The sequence below is a fragment of the Streptomyces sp. RLA012 genome (genome assembly GCF_056270325.1).
In genome coordinates this window covers 10,380,237-10,395,310 of sequence record NZ_JBWDPA010000002.1, presented here as the reverse complement: position 1 = coordinate 10,395,310, position 15,074 = coordinate 10,380,237, and the positions used below count along the sequence as shown (strand labels likewise).

Sequence of the window (15,074 nt, the reverse complement as noted above, 5' to 3'; positions counted from 1 at the left end):
CGTCACACAGCGGGCGCCAAACCACTGGAGGCAACACCACGTGCTGATCGCTCAGCGTCCGTCCCTCACCGAAGAGGTCGTCGACGAATTCCGCTCCCGGTTCGTGATCGAGCCGCTGGAGCCGGGCTTCGGCTACACCCTCGGCAACTCCCTCCGCCGCACCCTCCTCTCGTCGATCCCCGGCGCTGCTGTCACCAGCATCCGCATCGACGGCGTTCTGCACGAGTTCACCACCGTGCCGGGCGTCAAGGAGGACGTCACCGACCTCATCCTCAACATCAAGCAGCTGGTCGTGAGCAGCGAGCACGACGAGCCGGTCGTGATGTACCTGCGCAAGCAGGGCCCGGGTCTGGTCACCGCCGCCGACATCGCGCCCCCGGCCGGTGTCGAGGTGCACAACCCCGACCTCGTCCTCGCCACCCTCAACGGCAAGGGCAAGCTGGAGATGGAGCTGACCGTCGAGCGCGGTCGCGGCTACGTCTCCGCCGTGCAGAACAAGCAGGTCGGTCAGGAGATCGGGCGCATCCCGGTCGACTCGATCTACTCGCCCGTTCTCAAGGTCACCTACAAGGTCGAGGCGACCCGTGTCGAGCAGCGCACCGACTTCGACAAGCTGATCGTCGACGTCGAGACCAAGCAGGCCATGCGTCCCCGTGACGCCATGGCGTCGGCCGGTAAGACGCTGGTCGAGCTCTTCGGGCTCGCCCGCGAGCTCAACATCGACGCCGAGGGCATCGACATGGGCCCGACCCCCACGGACGCCGCCCTCGCCGCCGACCTGGTACTGCCCATCGAGGAGCTCGACCTCACCGTCCGCTCATACAACTGCCTCAAGCGCGAGGGCGTCCACTCCGTGGGTGAACTCGTCGCCCGCTCCGAGGCCGACCTCCTGGACATTCGCAACTTCGGTGCGAAGTCCATCGACGAGGTCAAGGAAAAGCTCGCCGGCCTGGGCCTGGGCCTCAAGGACAGCCCGCCCGGATTCAACCCGACCGCCGCCGCCATCGGTGCGGACAACGACGCGGACGCGGGTTTCGTGGAGACCGAGCAATACTGAACGCTGCGCCGCGCCGGTCATAGAGATACTTTGCGGACGGGGACAGGTGAACCTCCACGCTGTTCCCTGCCCGCTGGGCGACCTCTACCGGGTCCGCGCCCGCGCGCAAAACCCGGCGAAGGCAGCCGACGACGAAACGGCGCAGCTCCGGCGCTTCACCTACAATCCGCTGCTCGGCCGGCCGACGGTCGCCGGCTTCCGGCCTTGCCTGCTGTGGGCGTCACCCCAGCTGGTCTGGCGCGAGGCGACCCCGGCCGGCATCGACCACACGTGGGCGTACGTCAGGCACCTGACCGCAGAGGAACTGGGGACAGTGTGGTGTGCGGGCACGTACAGACGAGCGCCATCGGGAGGAAATGCGCGGTCGGCCATGTCTCAGGCGGTGGCGGGTCCGCCCAGTCGCTCCTAGGGTGCGCCCATGCTCGATGGCCCAACCGTTCGGCAGGCCACCGCCCATCTGCTGTCCGCGCCTCGCACCTTGAGCGCCGCGGTCGCTGCGCTGCCCGCGGCCCCGGGCCTGTACGCCTGGTGGGCGCCGCCCGAGGTCCCGGCCCCCTTCCCCGGGCCGGTCAACTTGAGCGATTCCGCATCGCGACTGCTCTACCTGGGTAAGGCCAGTCGGCTGCGCTCCCCTATCGCCTCGAACCACTTGAGGGATTCCGGACGCTCCACCCTGCGCCGCACCCTCGCCGGACTCCTCATGCCCGCCGGGGGCTACCGCACCACTTGGACCGACCGTGTCGTCCTGATCCCCGAGGACGAACACGCCTCACCGACTGGATGCACCAACACCTCGCACTCACCTGGAGCGAGCACGCCGACCCGGTCCCACTGGAGACGGACCTGATGGTCGGCCTGTGCCCACCACTGAACCTGGCCGGAGCAGACCACGGCGCCCCCCGGGATCGCATCAAGCAGGCACGAGACTTCTCCTACGCCAACGCCGGTCCCGTCCGGACAAGCAGCCCGGCTCTCAGTGAACCCTTCTCGTCAACCTCTCGCGACGGTTGGTGGTCTTCGTTCAGGTGGTGCGGCCGTGTTCGAGCTGGAACAGGACGTGGGCGGCTCGGGCGATGCGGGTGATGCTTGCCGGGTCCAGGCTGAGCCGGCGGCCTTGAAGGCCACCTTGAGCAGGGCGTTGGCGCGCCCGGCCACCGTGTGGATACCACGGATGACCTTGTTGAACGTCTGCTGTTCGACGTCGAGTTCACGACCTTTCGGCTTCTTGACCGGGTGGCGGAAGCCGTCGCCGGCATTCTCGTGCCCGAGGTCGGTCAGGGCGGGGACGTTCAGCGTGGCCGCGAGCCGGTTCGGGGCGTCGATCGGGCTGTGAGTGCGGCGCGTTCCATGCCCGGTGGGTTCCGATCGCCTCGGACATCACCGGAGGAAAGCTCATCGTCGACCATCGTGACGGAGACCGGTTCGGGAACGTGCTCTACGGGCTGCACGCCGGGGACACGGAGGGGCCGGAAAAGGTGTGGAACAGCCTCTCGCACATGTTCCGGGGCCTTCTCGACGCTCTGACCGGGGGGACGGAGGTCCGCCTGCCCGGCTATGCCGATCCGGTGGCACCTCATCTGTCCGGCACAGGCGACGATGCCTTCGTGAGGTGGGAGTAGGGCAGAGCGGCGGCCCGGAGCATGATGCGTCGGACCGCCAACCTGCCGAGCGGCTCAGGGATTACGGGCTGACCACGCACACCTCATCGGGACGGCAGCCCTCCGCTCCCGGCGCCTTGATGTAGAAGGCGTCGTTGTCGCCCCTGCGCGCCTTGGTGTACAAGGCCCCGAGGCCCCGGCCGGCGGCCTCGTTCCCGCCAGGTGGCCGGGTGCGCATTGACGGTGGAGCCGGGCGGCTCGATCGTGCCGGTCTCGAAGGTGGCGTAGTTCACCGGGGCCCTCTGCGCTCGCATGGTCCGGATGCCCGCCGCGAACTGCGTGGCGGTGGACCGGCCGTCCCAGGTCCCGGTGGCGACCGTCTTGGAGAGTGGGCACTACGCTCGCCTACCCGGGTCCAGTGCCATCACCACCCTTGCGAAGCTCAGCCATCCCAACTGCAATGACCATCGACCACCGGATCATCGCCTCGCCGGAAGCGGGCAGAGTCTCGCAATCACAGGCCAGAAACGCACACATCGTGACGGAGGTCCCCGGGCCGGAGAGGCTCATCGTCCACACTCCGAAGGCCGCCATGGAGATACCCGGGTCGATGACGAGCGCACAGTCACCGTCTTCGATGCGGACGCAGGCGTGGCTGTACTTGGTGAGACGCATCCGATCAACTTGGCGGCGGGCGGACGGCGGACGGGACCCACTTCTTTGGCAGTTCAGCGGTGCACCCCCGACACGACCGGGGGCCGCTGTCATAGGCGGCAGAAATGCCCCAAATCCGGTCTCGACATCGCAGGTCCAGGACGTATGGCCCGTCTGTCCGCTGCCAAACGGGGGCGGTTCACTGCCGCCGCCACCCTTCCGAGTCCCCAACTCGCTTTGAATCATGCCTAGTTGGAGGCTCGATTACCCAGCGCATTCACAGCTGCACATCATGGATTTCCTCAGATTCGCCCTTAGCTTCCTTACCCCTGACTGGAAACCACGAGCAACACCAGCAGCAGCCGCACTGAACCGGTGCTGCCCCGGTGCACGATCTGCTGCACTGCGCTGGTCAGCGATGCGCTGCCTCTGTACCACCAGCAGACCAAGAACCCGCTGGCTGCCGTTCACCCGTTCTGAAGCAGAGCCTGGCCTGCCGACAAGCCGCCTCCGAAGCCCGTCGCTGCAGCCATACCCTCCCCATGGCGGTCCGTCCAAGGCTGAGTACGGCAGCAGCGGCACGCCGGGACATTGGGGGATTCCCATATGAGCCCCCTCGTCACGAACGTCTCCTCCCCTTCGTCACCCAGGCACTTGGGGACGCCTTGCCCCAGCACAAGTGACGCCCCGTCAGGAAAGTCAGCATTGGGTCAGCATCAGGCCGACTGAACCCGCCTGCAGATGGCCGGACAGGAGAACGCAGCGTTGTCCGTCGATGGACTTCGCAGGGGCGATCGGCCCCTCGGGAAAACGGGGTGTCGGGCGGGGACAGCCGCGTCCCGCGAGAGGCCTGCACCAGCGCTGGAACCCCAGGTCAGCGCACTCTTCCGCGCGGTTTCAGTGGTACGGGCGGGAGTTCAGGAGCGGGCAGTGGAGCCCCGTCGTACCCCACCACCTCACCGAATCGGGAGCTCGTCATCCAGTCCGCACGGGCCTGTGCGATGTCCTCGTTGGACCGTCCGATGAAGTTCCACCACATGATCAGCTCCTCCTCGAACGGCTCGCCGCCGAGGAGCATGAGGCCCGCGTCCGACTCGGCACGCAGAGGGAGTTCGCTGCGGCCGCAGCCGAGGTAGAGCATCGAGCCCGGCAGCAGCGGTACGCCGTCGACGTGCGCCTCGCCGGACATGGACAGGACGGCGTACTCGAAGTCGGGCTCCAGCGGCAGTCGTACGTCGGTGCCGTGCGCGAGGGCGAGGTCGGCGCCGACGATCGGGGTGTACGTCGTACCGGGCGAGGCCGTGCCGTCGACGGTGCCCAGGATGAGCGTCGCCTTGAGACCGGGGGCCGTGACGAGGGGCAGTTCGGCGTGGTGCTCGAAGTGCGGTTCGGTGTGGCGGTGGCTGTCGGGGAGGGCGACCCACAGCTGCGCGCCGTGCAGGAAGCGGGCGTGCGACTTGGGGCTCTCCTCGGAGTGGCTGATGGCCCGGCCCGAGGTCATGAGACCCAGTTCGCGTGGGCGGATCGTCTGCAGGCTGCCCGTGGAGTCACGGTGCAGCACCTCGCCCTCGTGCAGCCAGCTGACGGTCTGCAGTCCCATGTGCGGGTGCGGCGGGACCTGCATGCCGGGCTCGTCGGCGATGTCGTCGGGCCCGTAGTGATCGACGAAGCACCACGCGCCGATCATGCGGCGGCCCAGGTTGGGCAGCAGGCGGCGGACTTCGGTGGACTCGCCGAGCTTGACCCGACGGGGACTGAGGAGTTCACGCACCGGCTCGGCCACCACGAAACCGCGGCCACCGCACAGTGCGGGAACTGCCTCGCGATCAAGATTGCTCATGGCGCACAACCTAACCCCGTCAAGGACCGTCCGTCAGGCATCCGTCGCCCGTCGGACTCCGAGGGACCTCCTCGGACTCCCCCGGATTCTCCCACCTTCCACCGGGCTCAGCGAAAAATAGTAGCCATGTATGGTTTTTCTTATGAGTTCGAGTTCAAGTGCGAGTTCAAGTGCGAGTTTGGTACCCGAGCACGCGACTCCGGGATTCCTCGTCTGGCGGCTGTCGATGAAATGGCGGGTGGCCGTCGACCGGGCGGTCGCGCCGCTGGGTCTGACCCATGCCCAGTACTCGCTGGTGGCGTCGCTGTACGGCATGCACCGGGCCGGGCGGCGGCCGAGTCAGCGTCAGCTCGCCGATCACACCGGACTCGAAGCGCTCTACGTCTCGAAGCTGGCCCGCGCCCTGGAGGCGGCGGGTGTCGTCGACCGGACGCGGGACCCCGCCGATCCCCGGGCGGTCCAACTGTCGCTCACGCCGCACGGGCGCGAAGTCGCACGCCGTGCCATCAGGGTGGTCCAGGACCTGCTGGACCAGCTCCTCGAACCCCTCGGCGGGCTCGACGGCGAGCGCACGGCGGCGTTCGGCCGCGAGCTGGCGGTCCTGCTCGACGTACCGCTCAATCCCTCTGCCGAATCACCTGGCGCGACACATTCCGAGCCACCCACCAAGCCGTCCACCGGGTCACCTGTCGAGTCACCCGCCGACCCACCCACCGACCAGGAGCAGTCATGAACGGTGGAACGGTCGAGCGCGCCTGGCTTGTCGGGCGGCTGACCGGAGCACTGAAGATCCAGGAGTCGGCGGCCGAGGAGACCGTCGACGAGTTGACGGCCCTCAAGCTGCTGGCGGAGCCGGCCTCCGGGCGTGTGTCGCTCACCGAGCGCGGCCGGGAGGTGTTCGAGGAGATGCGCACGGGCGGACACGCGATCGCGGCCCAGCTGTACGCGGGCATTCCCGCCGAGGATCTGGCGACCGCCGACCGCGTACTGACCCTCGTCACGGTGCCCGGCCCCTCGCGTGTCACACCGCCCTGGGCTCCATCAGCCGGCCCAGCAGGTCGTCCAGACTGACCAGGCCGGTCAGCCGACCCGAGTCGTCGCGCACGACGGCGAGGGAGGCACGGCGCAGGCGGAGCTGTTCGACGGCGTGGGCGACCGTGTCGTGCGGGGCCAGTTCCGGTACGGGACGGGCCAGCTCGCGGGCGAGCGCGGCGCGACCCTGGGCACGGGCGACCAGGGCGTCACGGGCATGCACCGAGCCGACGACCGTGGCCCCGTCGCGGACGAGCAGGCGGGTACGGTCGCTGGCGCCGGCGACGCTCAGTACGGCGTCGATCCCGGCGTCGGCGGGGACCGAGGTGATGCGGTCGGCCGGGACCTGGAGGTCGCCGACCGGGTGCTGCGGCGCGGTCAGCGAACTGGTGATCAGTTCGGAGTCCTCCTTGCTGATCAGGCCGAGCCGCTCCGACTCCTCGACGAGATGGGTGAGTTGCTCACGGTTGTGGACCGAGGCCAGCGCGTCGCGCGGGGTGACCCGGCAGAGCCGGACCAGTGCGTTGCTCACCTTGTCCAGCCCCACGATCAGCGGGCGCACCGCCCGGATCATCGCCCGGAAGGGCGGGGTGAGCAGCATGGCGGACCGCTCCGGGTGCGCGATGGCCCAGGACTTCGGCGCCATCTCGCCGACCACCATGTGCAGGAAGACGACCACGAACATCGCGAGCGCGAAGGACACGCCGTAACTCAGACCGTTGGGCAGGCCCGCCTGGTGCAGCAGTGGGTCGAGTTCGTGCGAGATCGCGGGCTTGGACACGGAGCCCAGGCCCAGTGTGCAGACGGTGATACCGAGCTGGGCGCCCGAAAGCATGAACGACAGCCGCTCCAGCACCTTCAGGGCGCGGGTGGCCCGCGTGTCGCCCGCGGCCGCTTCCCGCGCGAGCGCGAGGCGGTCGGCGGCGACGTACGCGAATTCCTGGGCGACGAAATAGCCGGTGCCGGCGGTCAGGACGAGAACGGCCAGCAGGCCGAGTGCGGCACTCATCGAACACCACCCCACTGTGTGCCGCGATCAAGAGAAATCAGGCGGGGTGGTCCGGGACTGTGTCCCGGGGGGTCCGTCGGTCTGGCGGACAAGGAAGCGCTCCTCTGGGCCGGTCTGTGCCCTGGGAAACGATTCTGTTCGCAAACGAGTTCCCAGGCCGCCTACAGGGGTGTGGCCGCGCGCAGGATCAGGACCATCGTCACGGCCGAGTTCGCCGACGACATCGCGGACAGGAGCGTGCCGACCGCGGCGCCCCAGGCGGCCAGCCCCACCGACGTGAACACGGACGGCCAGCTGCGGGCCGCGGGCGCCGGCCGGAGCAGGGCGGCGACCCGCCGCGGCACGGGACCCGCGGATGCGAACCCGGAGAAACCGGAGAAACCGGAGAAACCGAAGAAAGCAGAGAAACTGCCGGGCCCGCCGAACCCGCCGAACCCCGCGCCTCCACTCCCTTCTGCGAATGCGGGCACCGAGCCCCCGCCGGACAGCAGGGCGGCCTTGCCGATCGCCCGTGCCACCACCCGGCGGCTTCCGACCGACCGGGCCGCGTCCTCGTCCGCCCACCGCTCCGTGGTGTAGACGACGGCCGTACGCAGCGGCCCCAGGAACGGGTTGGCGCGTGCCGCGAGGCGTACGGCGAGCAGATACCGGTGGTGACCGGCCGTCAGATGAGCGCGCTCGTGCGCGAACAGGGCGCGGCGCTCCGGCGCGGTGAGGCCGTGCAGCAGGGCCGTGGTGACCACCACGCGGTCACGGCGACGGCCCGGCAGGGCGTAGGCGTAGGGCTTCTCCTCGGGAAGCACGACCACGGCGGAGGCGGGCAGTCCGGCGAGTGCCCGGCGGGCGCGGCGGGTGACCCGGTGGTGGCGCCACAGGGTCCGTGCGCAGACCGCCAGGACCAGCGCCAGGGCCGGGATCGCCGCCTGGCCCGCGATCTCGTCGTACGGGACGGCCGCGCGGACCTCGGGGTCGGACCAGCCGTCCGGGAGCGGGTTGCCGGGCAGCTGTGCGGTCCCGACGACCATCAGCAGCGCCAGACAGAGGGTGCTGCACAGGGCCATGACGGTGGCGACCGCCGTCAGCAGCCGGGTGGCCGTGCGCGGATGCAGCTGCAGATGCAGTTCGGCCAGGCGTGCCACCGGCCAGGCGCTGAGCGGCAGGACCAGCGGCAGAAAGACGAAGACCCCCATGAGCCGTCAGTCTTCCGCACCACCGGGCGTCCCGTCCGGCGTCCTGCACAGCGCCCCGTCAGGCGCCCGTCAGGCGTCCTGTACAGCGCCCCGTCAGGCGTTCCGGCCGGCGTCCTCCACAGCGTTCCGCCGGGCGTCCTGTACAGCGGTCCCGTCAGGCGTTCCGTCAGTCGTTCCCTCCGGCGCGTGCGCCGCCTCCAGGAGTGCGCGCAGCACCTGTTCGTCGTCCGGTGGCAGCGCGGTGACGAAGCTGGCGAGGACGGCCTCGCGGTCGCTCTCGCCGTCGAGGAGCCGGCGCATCTTGAGCGCCGCGAGGCCCGCGACACCGACCGTGGGGCGCCAGACGAAGGAACGTCCCCGCCGTTCGCGGGCCACCACGTCCTTGGCGAGCAGCCGGGTCAGGATGGTGACGACGGTGGTGTAGGCGAGATCGCCGCCGAGGCGCTCCTGTACCCAGGCGGCGGTCACCGGGGCCTGGGCCGCGCGCAGCGCCGCGAGCACCTGGCCCTCCAACTCGCCCTGTCCGCGCCGTCGGGAAGGCCGGTGCGGGTCCTCGCGGTCGCGCTGCGCCATGTCCGTCTCCCTCCGGCGTTCACCTACCGGATCACGCTACCTGGCCTCCGTCGGTGCGCCTGCCCTGTCGGTGCGCGATCTCGCCAAGGACGACGTCCACGGCGATGAACACCGCGAGCGGGATACCGAGCAGCGGTACGAAGTAGCCGAGGAGGGCGACGGCCGCCATGAGCGGGACGAGGAGCTGCGGCGGGACCTGCTGCCAGGCGCCGCGCGGGATGGGGCGGCCGAACGCGGAGGCACGGCCGCGCTGCCACCACATGCGGTACCCCCACAGGATCAGCAGGACCAGACAGAGCGCGAGGGCCATCAGGGCGAGCTGGTTGACGAGGCCGAAAAGCACACCGGTGTGGGCGTCGATGCCCCAGCGGGTCAGCTTGGCGAGCAGCGGGTAGTCGGCGAAGCGGAGTTCGTCGGTGACCTTGCCGGTCGTCGGGTCCACGGCCACGGCGTCCTGCTTCTCGGGCCAGCTGCGCTGGACCTGCCTGACCACGTACGCGGAGGAGGCGTCGGCGGGTGGGACGATCTCGACGGGGTCGCCGAGGCCCTTGGCGCGGGCCGCCGCGAGGATCTTGTCCAGGTCCTGGGGCGTGGTCGTGGTGGTGGCCCCGTCGGCCCCCGTGCCGGTGTGGCCCGCGTGCTCGCCGCCGCCCGCCGCCGGGGCGGACACCGACGCGGACACCGAGGGGGTCGCCTGGCCGAGCGAGGTCCTGAGCTCGTCGATGTTCGCACCGGCGTACGTCGACCAGGTCAGGCCGGTCGCCGAGAGGAAGAAGAACCCGGCCGCCGCCCAGGCGCCGACGGTGCCGTGCAGCCCCAGCGTGCGGCGGCGTCCGGACGTGCCCCGCACCTTGCGCCGGGCGCGCCGACGGCCGAACCACAGCACCAGGCCGCCGCCCGCGATCACCCACAGCCAGCTGGCGGCGAGTTCGCTGTAGAGGCGGCCGTTCTCGCCGAGGTGCAGATCGCGGTGGAGTTCGTCGATCCAGGTGCGCAGCGGGAGGGCGCCGGTCGACCCGTACTGCTCCAGCGCTCCGCGCACCTTCGCGGTGTAGGGGTCGACGAAGACCGCGAGCGTGTGGTCCGCGTCGACGCCCGGGACTCCGGAGAGCAGCACCCTGGTCGACGCGTCCGCCTCCGGTGAGGGCCGTACGGCGGAGACCGTGCCCTGCGGATGGGCCTTGCGGGCGGCGGCCACCTGCTCGACCAGCGGCAGCTTGTGGTCGCCCACCGTGACGGTCAGCTCATCCGCGTAGACGATCTTCTCGGCCTGGTACGAGGCGGCGTACAGGAAGCCGGTCAGGGCCGCGATCAGGAGGAACGGTGCGACCAGCACTCCGGCGTAGAAGTGCAGGCGGAGTATCAGGGGGCGCAGGGGGGCCGTTCGGGAAGGGGCCGGGGCGACGGGTTTCGGGGAATCGTCCGTCGTGATCGTGGGAGCGGTGGACATCGGCGGGCTTCTCCGGTCGTTCGGATGGGGTGGACATTCGGACGGGCATGGGGACGGGGACGGGGACGGGGACGGGGACGGGGTGTGGGCCGGGAAGTCGGGCTTCTCTGCCGGTGGTGGTCCAGTAGTCGGGGCGCGCAGGGGCGGAGTTCCCGAGCGGGCACGTGACGTGGGTCACACCGGGTGGCGAGGCGGACGCGCCTGGCGCCGATTCGCTTGCCGCGCTCCGGCTTGGCATCCTGGCGCGATGGCATCCGAACGTGACCTCAGCACCTCCCGCCCCCTGAGCGATCTGGTCGAGGAACTCCTCGCCCATGAAGGCCCGTTGCCCATCGTCGCCGCCGGGGACCCGGTGCTCCGCCGCCCCGCCGAGCCCTTCGAGGGCCAGCTCGGTCCGGGGCTCCTGACCCGCTTCGTGGCGGCCCTGCGCGCGACCATGCACGCGGCGCCGGGCGTCGGCCTCGCGGCACCGCAGGTCGGCGTACCGCTGCGGCTCGCGGTCATCGAGGACCCGGCGCCGGTGTCCGAGGAGGTGCGGGAGGTGCGCGGGCGGGTGCCGCAGCCGTTCCGGGTCCTGGTGAATCCGTCGTACGAGGGGGTCGGCGCGGGGCGGGCCGTGTTCTTCGAGGGGTGTCTGAGCGTGCCGGGCTGGCAGGCCGTGGTGCCCCGGCACGCCGAGGTGCGGCTGACGGCGCTGGACGAGACGGGCCGTACGGTCGACGAGGTGTTCACGGGCTGGCCCGCGCGCATCGTGCAGCATGAGACGGACCACCTGGACGGTGTGCTCTATCTCGACCGCGCGGAGTCGCGTTCGCTCTCCTCCAACCAGGCCATGGCGGAGCGCTGGAGCCAGCCGACGCCCCGGGAGGCCGCCGCGGCGCTGGGCTTCACCCTGCCCGACTGAGTCCGGGGCCGCCCCGGGCGACGGAAAATCGGAGGCGCTCCACCGGACCTCCTCGCTAGCCTGATCCCATGTCCACGCCCCGCGTCTCTTAGCTCAAGGACCCGCTTCCACGCCACCCGTGTGTCCTTTGGCCGATTGATTCCCCGGAGCGTTTTCCATGATCACCGTGCGCGGTGTCGACGTGCGCGTCGGCGCCCGTCTGCTGCTGTCCGACATCTCCTTCCATGTCTCCCCCGGCGACCGCATCGGCCTGGTCGGCCGCAACGGCGCGGGCAAGACCACCCTGCTCAGCGCCCTCGCGGGGCAGGCGCGGCCCGCCGCCGGGTCGATCTCCCGTACGGGGGCGCTCGGTCACCTGCCCCAGGACTCCCGTCCGGCCGATCCCACGATCACGGTCACCGACCGCATCCTGTCGGCGCGCGGCCTGGACGAGTCCGTACGCGCGCTGCGGGCGGCCGAGGCCGCGATGGCCGACGCGACCGAGCGCGCGATGGCCGCCTATGTGCGGGCCGAGGCCGGGTTCCAGGCCCGCGGCGGGTACGCGGCCGAGGCCGAGGCGGCCCGGGTCGCCGCGGGTCTCGGGCTGCCGCCCCGGGTGCTGGACCAGCCGCTGGGCGCGCTGTCCGGCGGACAGCGCCGCCGGGTCGAGCTGGCCCGCATCCTCTTCGCGGACCGGGGCACCCTGCTGCTGGACGAGCCGACGAACCACCTGGACGCCGACTCGATCGTCTGGCTGCGCGGCTTCCTCACCCACCACCAGGGCGGTCTGGTCCTGATCAGCCACGACACCGCCCTGCTGACTGCCGTCGTCAACCGTGTCTTCCACCTCGACCCGCGGCGCGCCACGCTCGACGTCCACAACACCGGCTGGCACGCCTACCTCGCCCAGCGGGACGCCGACGAGCGCCGCCGGGCCCGGGAGCGCGCGGGCGCCGAGCGCAAGGCGGCGGCTCTGCACGCGCAGGCCGACAAGATGCGCGTGCACGTCTCGACGGCGATGGCGGCGAAGAACATGGCCCGGCGCGCCGACCGTCTGCTGGCCGGGCTCGAACCGGTCCGGCGCCGGGACAAGGTGGCCCGCATCCGGCTGCCCGAGCCCGCGCCCTGCGGGCGGACGCCCCTCGGCACGGTCGCCCTCACCAAGTCGTACGGCGCTCACCGCGTCCTGAGCGGGGTCGATCTGGCCGTCGACCGGGGCAGCCGGCTGGTGGTGCTCGGCCCGAACGGCGCGGGCAAGACCACGCTGCTGCGGCTGCTCGCCGGGCAGGAGAGCCCGGACGGCGGCCGGGTCGTCCGGGGGCACGGGCTGCGGCTGGGCTATTTCGCGCAGGAGCACGACACGCTGGACCGGGACGGCACGGTCCGCGGTCATCTCGCCGCCGCCGCGCCGCACCTCACCGACGGGGAGGTGCGGCGTGTGCTCGGCTCGTTCCTGTTCACCGGGGACGACGCCGACAAGCGGGTGGCCGTCCTGTCGGGCGGCGAGAAGACCCGGCTCGCCCTGGCCGGGCTCGTGCACTCCGGCGCGAACGTCCTGCTCCTGGACGAGCCCACCAACAACCTCGACCCGGCCTCCCGTGCCGAGGTGCTGGCCGCGGTGGGCACGTATCCGGGCGCGATCGTCATGGTCACCCATGACGAGGGCGCCATCGAGGCCCTGCGCCCGGACCGGGTGCTGCTGCTCCCGGACGCGGACGAGGACCTGTGGAGCGAGGAGTATCTGGAGCTGGTCTCGCTCGCCTGACGTGCCGCCGTCCGCCCGGCGAGGCCGTATGCCCGGCCGCTTGCGCGGCGGGGCATCGGGCCGGGCCGCTCACACGTCCCGGTACGCCTCCAGCAGCCGCAGCCACACCTCGCTCACCGTCGGGTAGGACGGGACCGCGTGCCACAGACGGCTGATCGGTACCTGGCCCACGACCGCGACCGTCGCCGAGTGGATCAGTTCGCCGACGCCGGGACCGACCAGGGTGAGGCCGACCAGGACCTCACGGTCGAGGTCGACGACCATGCGGGCCTTGCCGCGGTAGCCGTCGGCATACAGGCCCGCGCCCGCCACGGAGGACATGTCGACGTCGACGGCGCGGACCCGCAGGCCCGCGCTCTCGGCCTCGGCGAGGGAGAGGCCCACGGCCGCGGCCTCCGGGTCGGTGAAGACGACCTGGGGGACGGCCCCGTGGTCGGCGGTCGCCGCGTGCGCGCCCCAGGGGTCGGACTCCAGGAGCGGCACCCCGGCCGCGCGGGCGGCGATGGCGGCGCCCGCGATCCGGGCCTGGTACTTGCCCTGGTGGGTGAGGAGCGCGCGGTGGTTGACGTCACCGACGCCGTACAGCCACTTGCTGCCGACGACCCGCAGGCTGTCGTCCACGTCGAGCCACGAGCCCGGCGCCAGACCGACCGTGTCGAGGCCGATGTCGTCGGTGTGGGGCACGCGGCCGGTGGCGAAGAGGATCTCGTCGGCCTCGATGCGGTCGCCGCCGTCCGTCAGCACCACCACGGTCGAGCCCTCGCGGGTCACCGCGGTCACCGAGGTGCCGGTGCGGACCTCCGCGCCCGCCTCCTTCAGCGCGTCGGCCACCAGTTCGCCGGCGAAGGGCTCCATGCGGGGCAGCAGCGCCGTACCGCGGACCAGGAGGGTGACCTGGGAGCCGAGTGCCTGCCAGGCCGTGGCCATCTCGGTGGCGACGACACCACCGCCCACCACGACCAGCCGGCCCGGTACCTCGTGCGCGCTGGTGGCCTCGCGGCTGGTCCAGGGCTTCACCTGGGCGAGCCCCGGCAGGCCGGGCAGGAGTGCGCGGGTGCCGGTGCAGACGGCGACCGCGTGCCGCGCGGTGAGGACGCGCCGCTCGCCGTCCGGGCCCTCGACGCTCACCCTGCGCGGCCCGTCGAGGCGTCCGTGGCCGCGGTGGAGATCGGCTCCGATGCCGTTGAGCCAGTCGACCTGTCCGTCGTCCTTCCAGTGGGAGGTGTAGTAGTCGCGGTGCGCGAGGACCGCGGAGGCATCGAGGGGGCCTTGTACCGCCTGGCTGAGACCGGGCACGCGGCGGGCGTCGGCGCGGGCGATGACCGGGCGCAGGAGGGCCTTGCTGGGCATGCAGGCCCAGTACGAGCATTCGCCGCCGACCAGTTCGCTCTCCACGACCGCGGTGGAGAGGCCGGCCGCGCGGGCGCGGTCGGCGACGTTCTCCCCCACGGGCCCGGCACCGAGCACCACGACGTCGTAGGCGATGGATTCCGTTTCCGTCATGGGGTCAGTCTGGTTGCTGGTGTGCGTCGTGGCCACACGGGTACGCGCGCGGAATACGCCGCCCCGGAGTGGCGTTGTGCACACCGGCTTCGCCCCGAGGCCCGAGGCCCGACATCAGGAAGAGGTAGTCACGCCATGAGCAGCACGATGGAGCTGACCAAGGAGAACTTCGACCAGACGGTCACGGACAACGAGTTCGTCCTGATCGACTTCTGGGCCTCCTGGTGCGGGCCGTGCCGTCAGTTCGCCCCGGTGTACGAGAAGGCTGCGGAGGCCAACCCCGACCTGGTCTTCGCCAAGGTCGACACCGAGGCGCAGCCCGAACTGGCCGCGGCCTTCGAGATCCAGTCGATCCCGACTCTCATGATCGTCCGTGACCAGGTCGCGATCTTCTCCCAGCCCGGGGCCCTGCCCGAGGCGGCCCTGGAGGACGTCATCGGACAGGCCCGCAAGCTGGACATGGACGAGGTCCGCAAGTCCATCGCGGAGCAGCAGGCTCAGCAGGCCAAGTAGGCCGAGC

General features: G+C 71.1%; 13 protein-coding genes and 1 pseudogene. 7 read left to right on the top strand and 7 right to left on the bottom strand.

The window, feature by feature from the left end; genetic code table 11:
• Positions 1–40 precede the first annotated feature (40 nt).
• A complete protein-coding gene (locus RV986_RS47255; protein ID WP_475923261.1) occupies positions 41–1,057 on the top strand; it encodes a DNA-directed RNA polymerase subunit alpha in 1,017 nt (338 codons plus the stop codon).
• 418 nt (positions 1,058–1,475) lie between these two features.
• Positions 1,476–1,904, top strand: coding sequence for a GIY-YIG nuclease family protein (locus tag RV986_RS47250; RefSeq protein WP_475923260.1), 429 nt, complete (start codon positions 1,476–1,478; stop codon positions 1,902–1,904).
• 174 nt (positions 1,905–2,078) lie between these two features.
• On the opposite strand, the pseudogene RV986_RS47245 reads toward RV986_RS47250, so the two are convergent.
• A pseudogene (locus RV986_RS47245) lies at positions 2,079–2,374 on the bottom strand (transposase family protein); the annotation flags it as partial.
• 1,809 nt (positions 2,375–4,183) lie between these two features.
• Positions 4,184–5,149, bottom strand: coding sequence for a pirin family protein (locus RV986_RS47240; RefSeq protein WP_475923259.1), 966 nt, complete (start codon positions 5,147–5,149; stop codon positions 4,184–4,186).
• Between the two features lie 142 nt (positions 5,150–5,291).
• Between RV986_RS47240 and RV986_RS47235 the strand changes: the two genes are divergently transcribed.
• Positions 5,292–5,882 (top strand): MarR family winged helix-turn-helix transcriptional regulator, encoded by a 591-nt coding sequence (locus RV986_RS47235; RefSeq protein ID WP_475923258.1) that lies wholly within the window; start codon positions 5,292–5,294, stop codon positions 5,880–5,882.
• Positions 5,879–6,220 (top strand): hypothetical protein, encoded by a 342-nt coding sequence (locus RV986_RS47230; RefSeq protein ID WP_475923257.1) that lies wholly within the window; start codon positions 5,879–5,881, stop codon positions 6,218–6,220. Before RV986_RS47235 ends, RV986_RS47230 begins: the two co-directional genes overlap by 4 nt.
• Here RV986_RS47230 and RV986_RS47225 read toward each other — a convergent pair.
• The 4 genes from RV986_RS47225 to RV986_RS47210 form a co-directional block, all read right to left on the bottom strand.
• On the bottom strand, positions 6,171–7,190 hold the full coding sequence (locus RV986_RS47225; protein ID WP_475923256.1) for a hemolysin family protein: 1,020 nt from the start codon (positions 7,188–7,190) through the stop codon (positions 6,171–6,173). The genes RV986_RS47230 and RV986_RS47225 overlap by 50 nt on opposite strands.
• Before the next feature lie 161 nt (positions 7,191–7,351).
• Complete coding sequence (locus RV986_RS47220; RefSeq protein ID WP_475923255.1) at positions 7,352–8,380, bottom strand: M56 family metallopeptidase; 1,029 nt, start codon at positions 8,378–8,380, stop codon at positions 7,352–7,354.
• 93 nt (positions 8,381–8,473) lie between these two features.
• Positions 8,474–8,953, bottom strand: a complete 480-nt coding sequence (locus RV986_RS47215) for a BlaI/MecI/CopY family transcriptional regulator (protein WP_475923254.1) — start codon at positions 8,951–8,953, stop codon at positions 8,474–8,476.
• Positions 8,954–8,984: 31 nt separating this feature from the next.
• Positions 8,985–10,403, bottom strand: coding sequence for a PepSY-associated TM helix domain-containing protein (locus RV986_RS47210; RefSeq protein ID WP_475923253.1), 1,419 nt, complete (start codon positions 10,401–10,403; stop codon positions 8,985–8,987).
• 247 nt (positions 10,404–10,650) lie between these two features.
• On the opposite strand from RV986_RS47210, the gene RV986_RS47205 reads away from it, so the two are divergent.
• Both RV986_RS47205 and RV986_RS47200 read left to right on the top strand, forming a co-directional pair.
• Entirely contained in the window at positions 10,651–11,307 is a 657-nt protein-coding gene (locus RV986_RS47205) for a peptide deformylase (protein WP_475923252.1), read from the top strand.
• 157 nt (positions 11,308–11,464) lie between these two features.
• A complete protein-coding gene (locus RV986_RS47200; protein ID WP_475923251.1) occupies positions 11,465–13,051 on the top strand; it encodes an ABC-F family ATP-binding cassette domain-containing protein in 1,587 nt (528 codons plus the stop codon).
• Between the two features lie 69 nt (positions 13,052–13,120).
• Here the strand turns inward: RV986_RS47200 and RV986_RS47195 are convergent, their stop codons facing one another.
• The gene (locus RV986_RS47195) at positions 13,121–14,554 is read right to left on the bottom strand and encodes a dihydrolipoyl dehydrogenase family protein (protein ID WP_475923250.1); all 1,434 of its coding nucleotides are present in this window, start codon (positions 14,552–14,554) and stop codon (positions 13,121–13,123) included.
• A 135-nt stretch (positions 14,555–14,689) separates the two neighbouring features.
• Here RV986_RS47195 and trxA point away from each other — a divergent pair, with 135 nt between their 5' ends.
• Positions 14,690–15,067, top strand: a complete 378-nt coding sequence (trxA, locus tag RV986_RS47190; protein ID WP_475923249.1) for a thioredoxin — start codon at positions 14,690–14,692, stop codon at positions 15,065–15,067.
• Positions 15,068–15,074 lie beyond the last annotated feature (7 nt).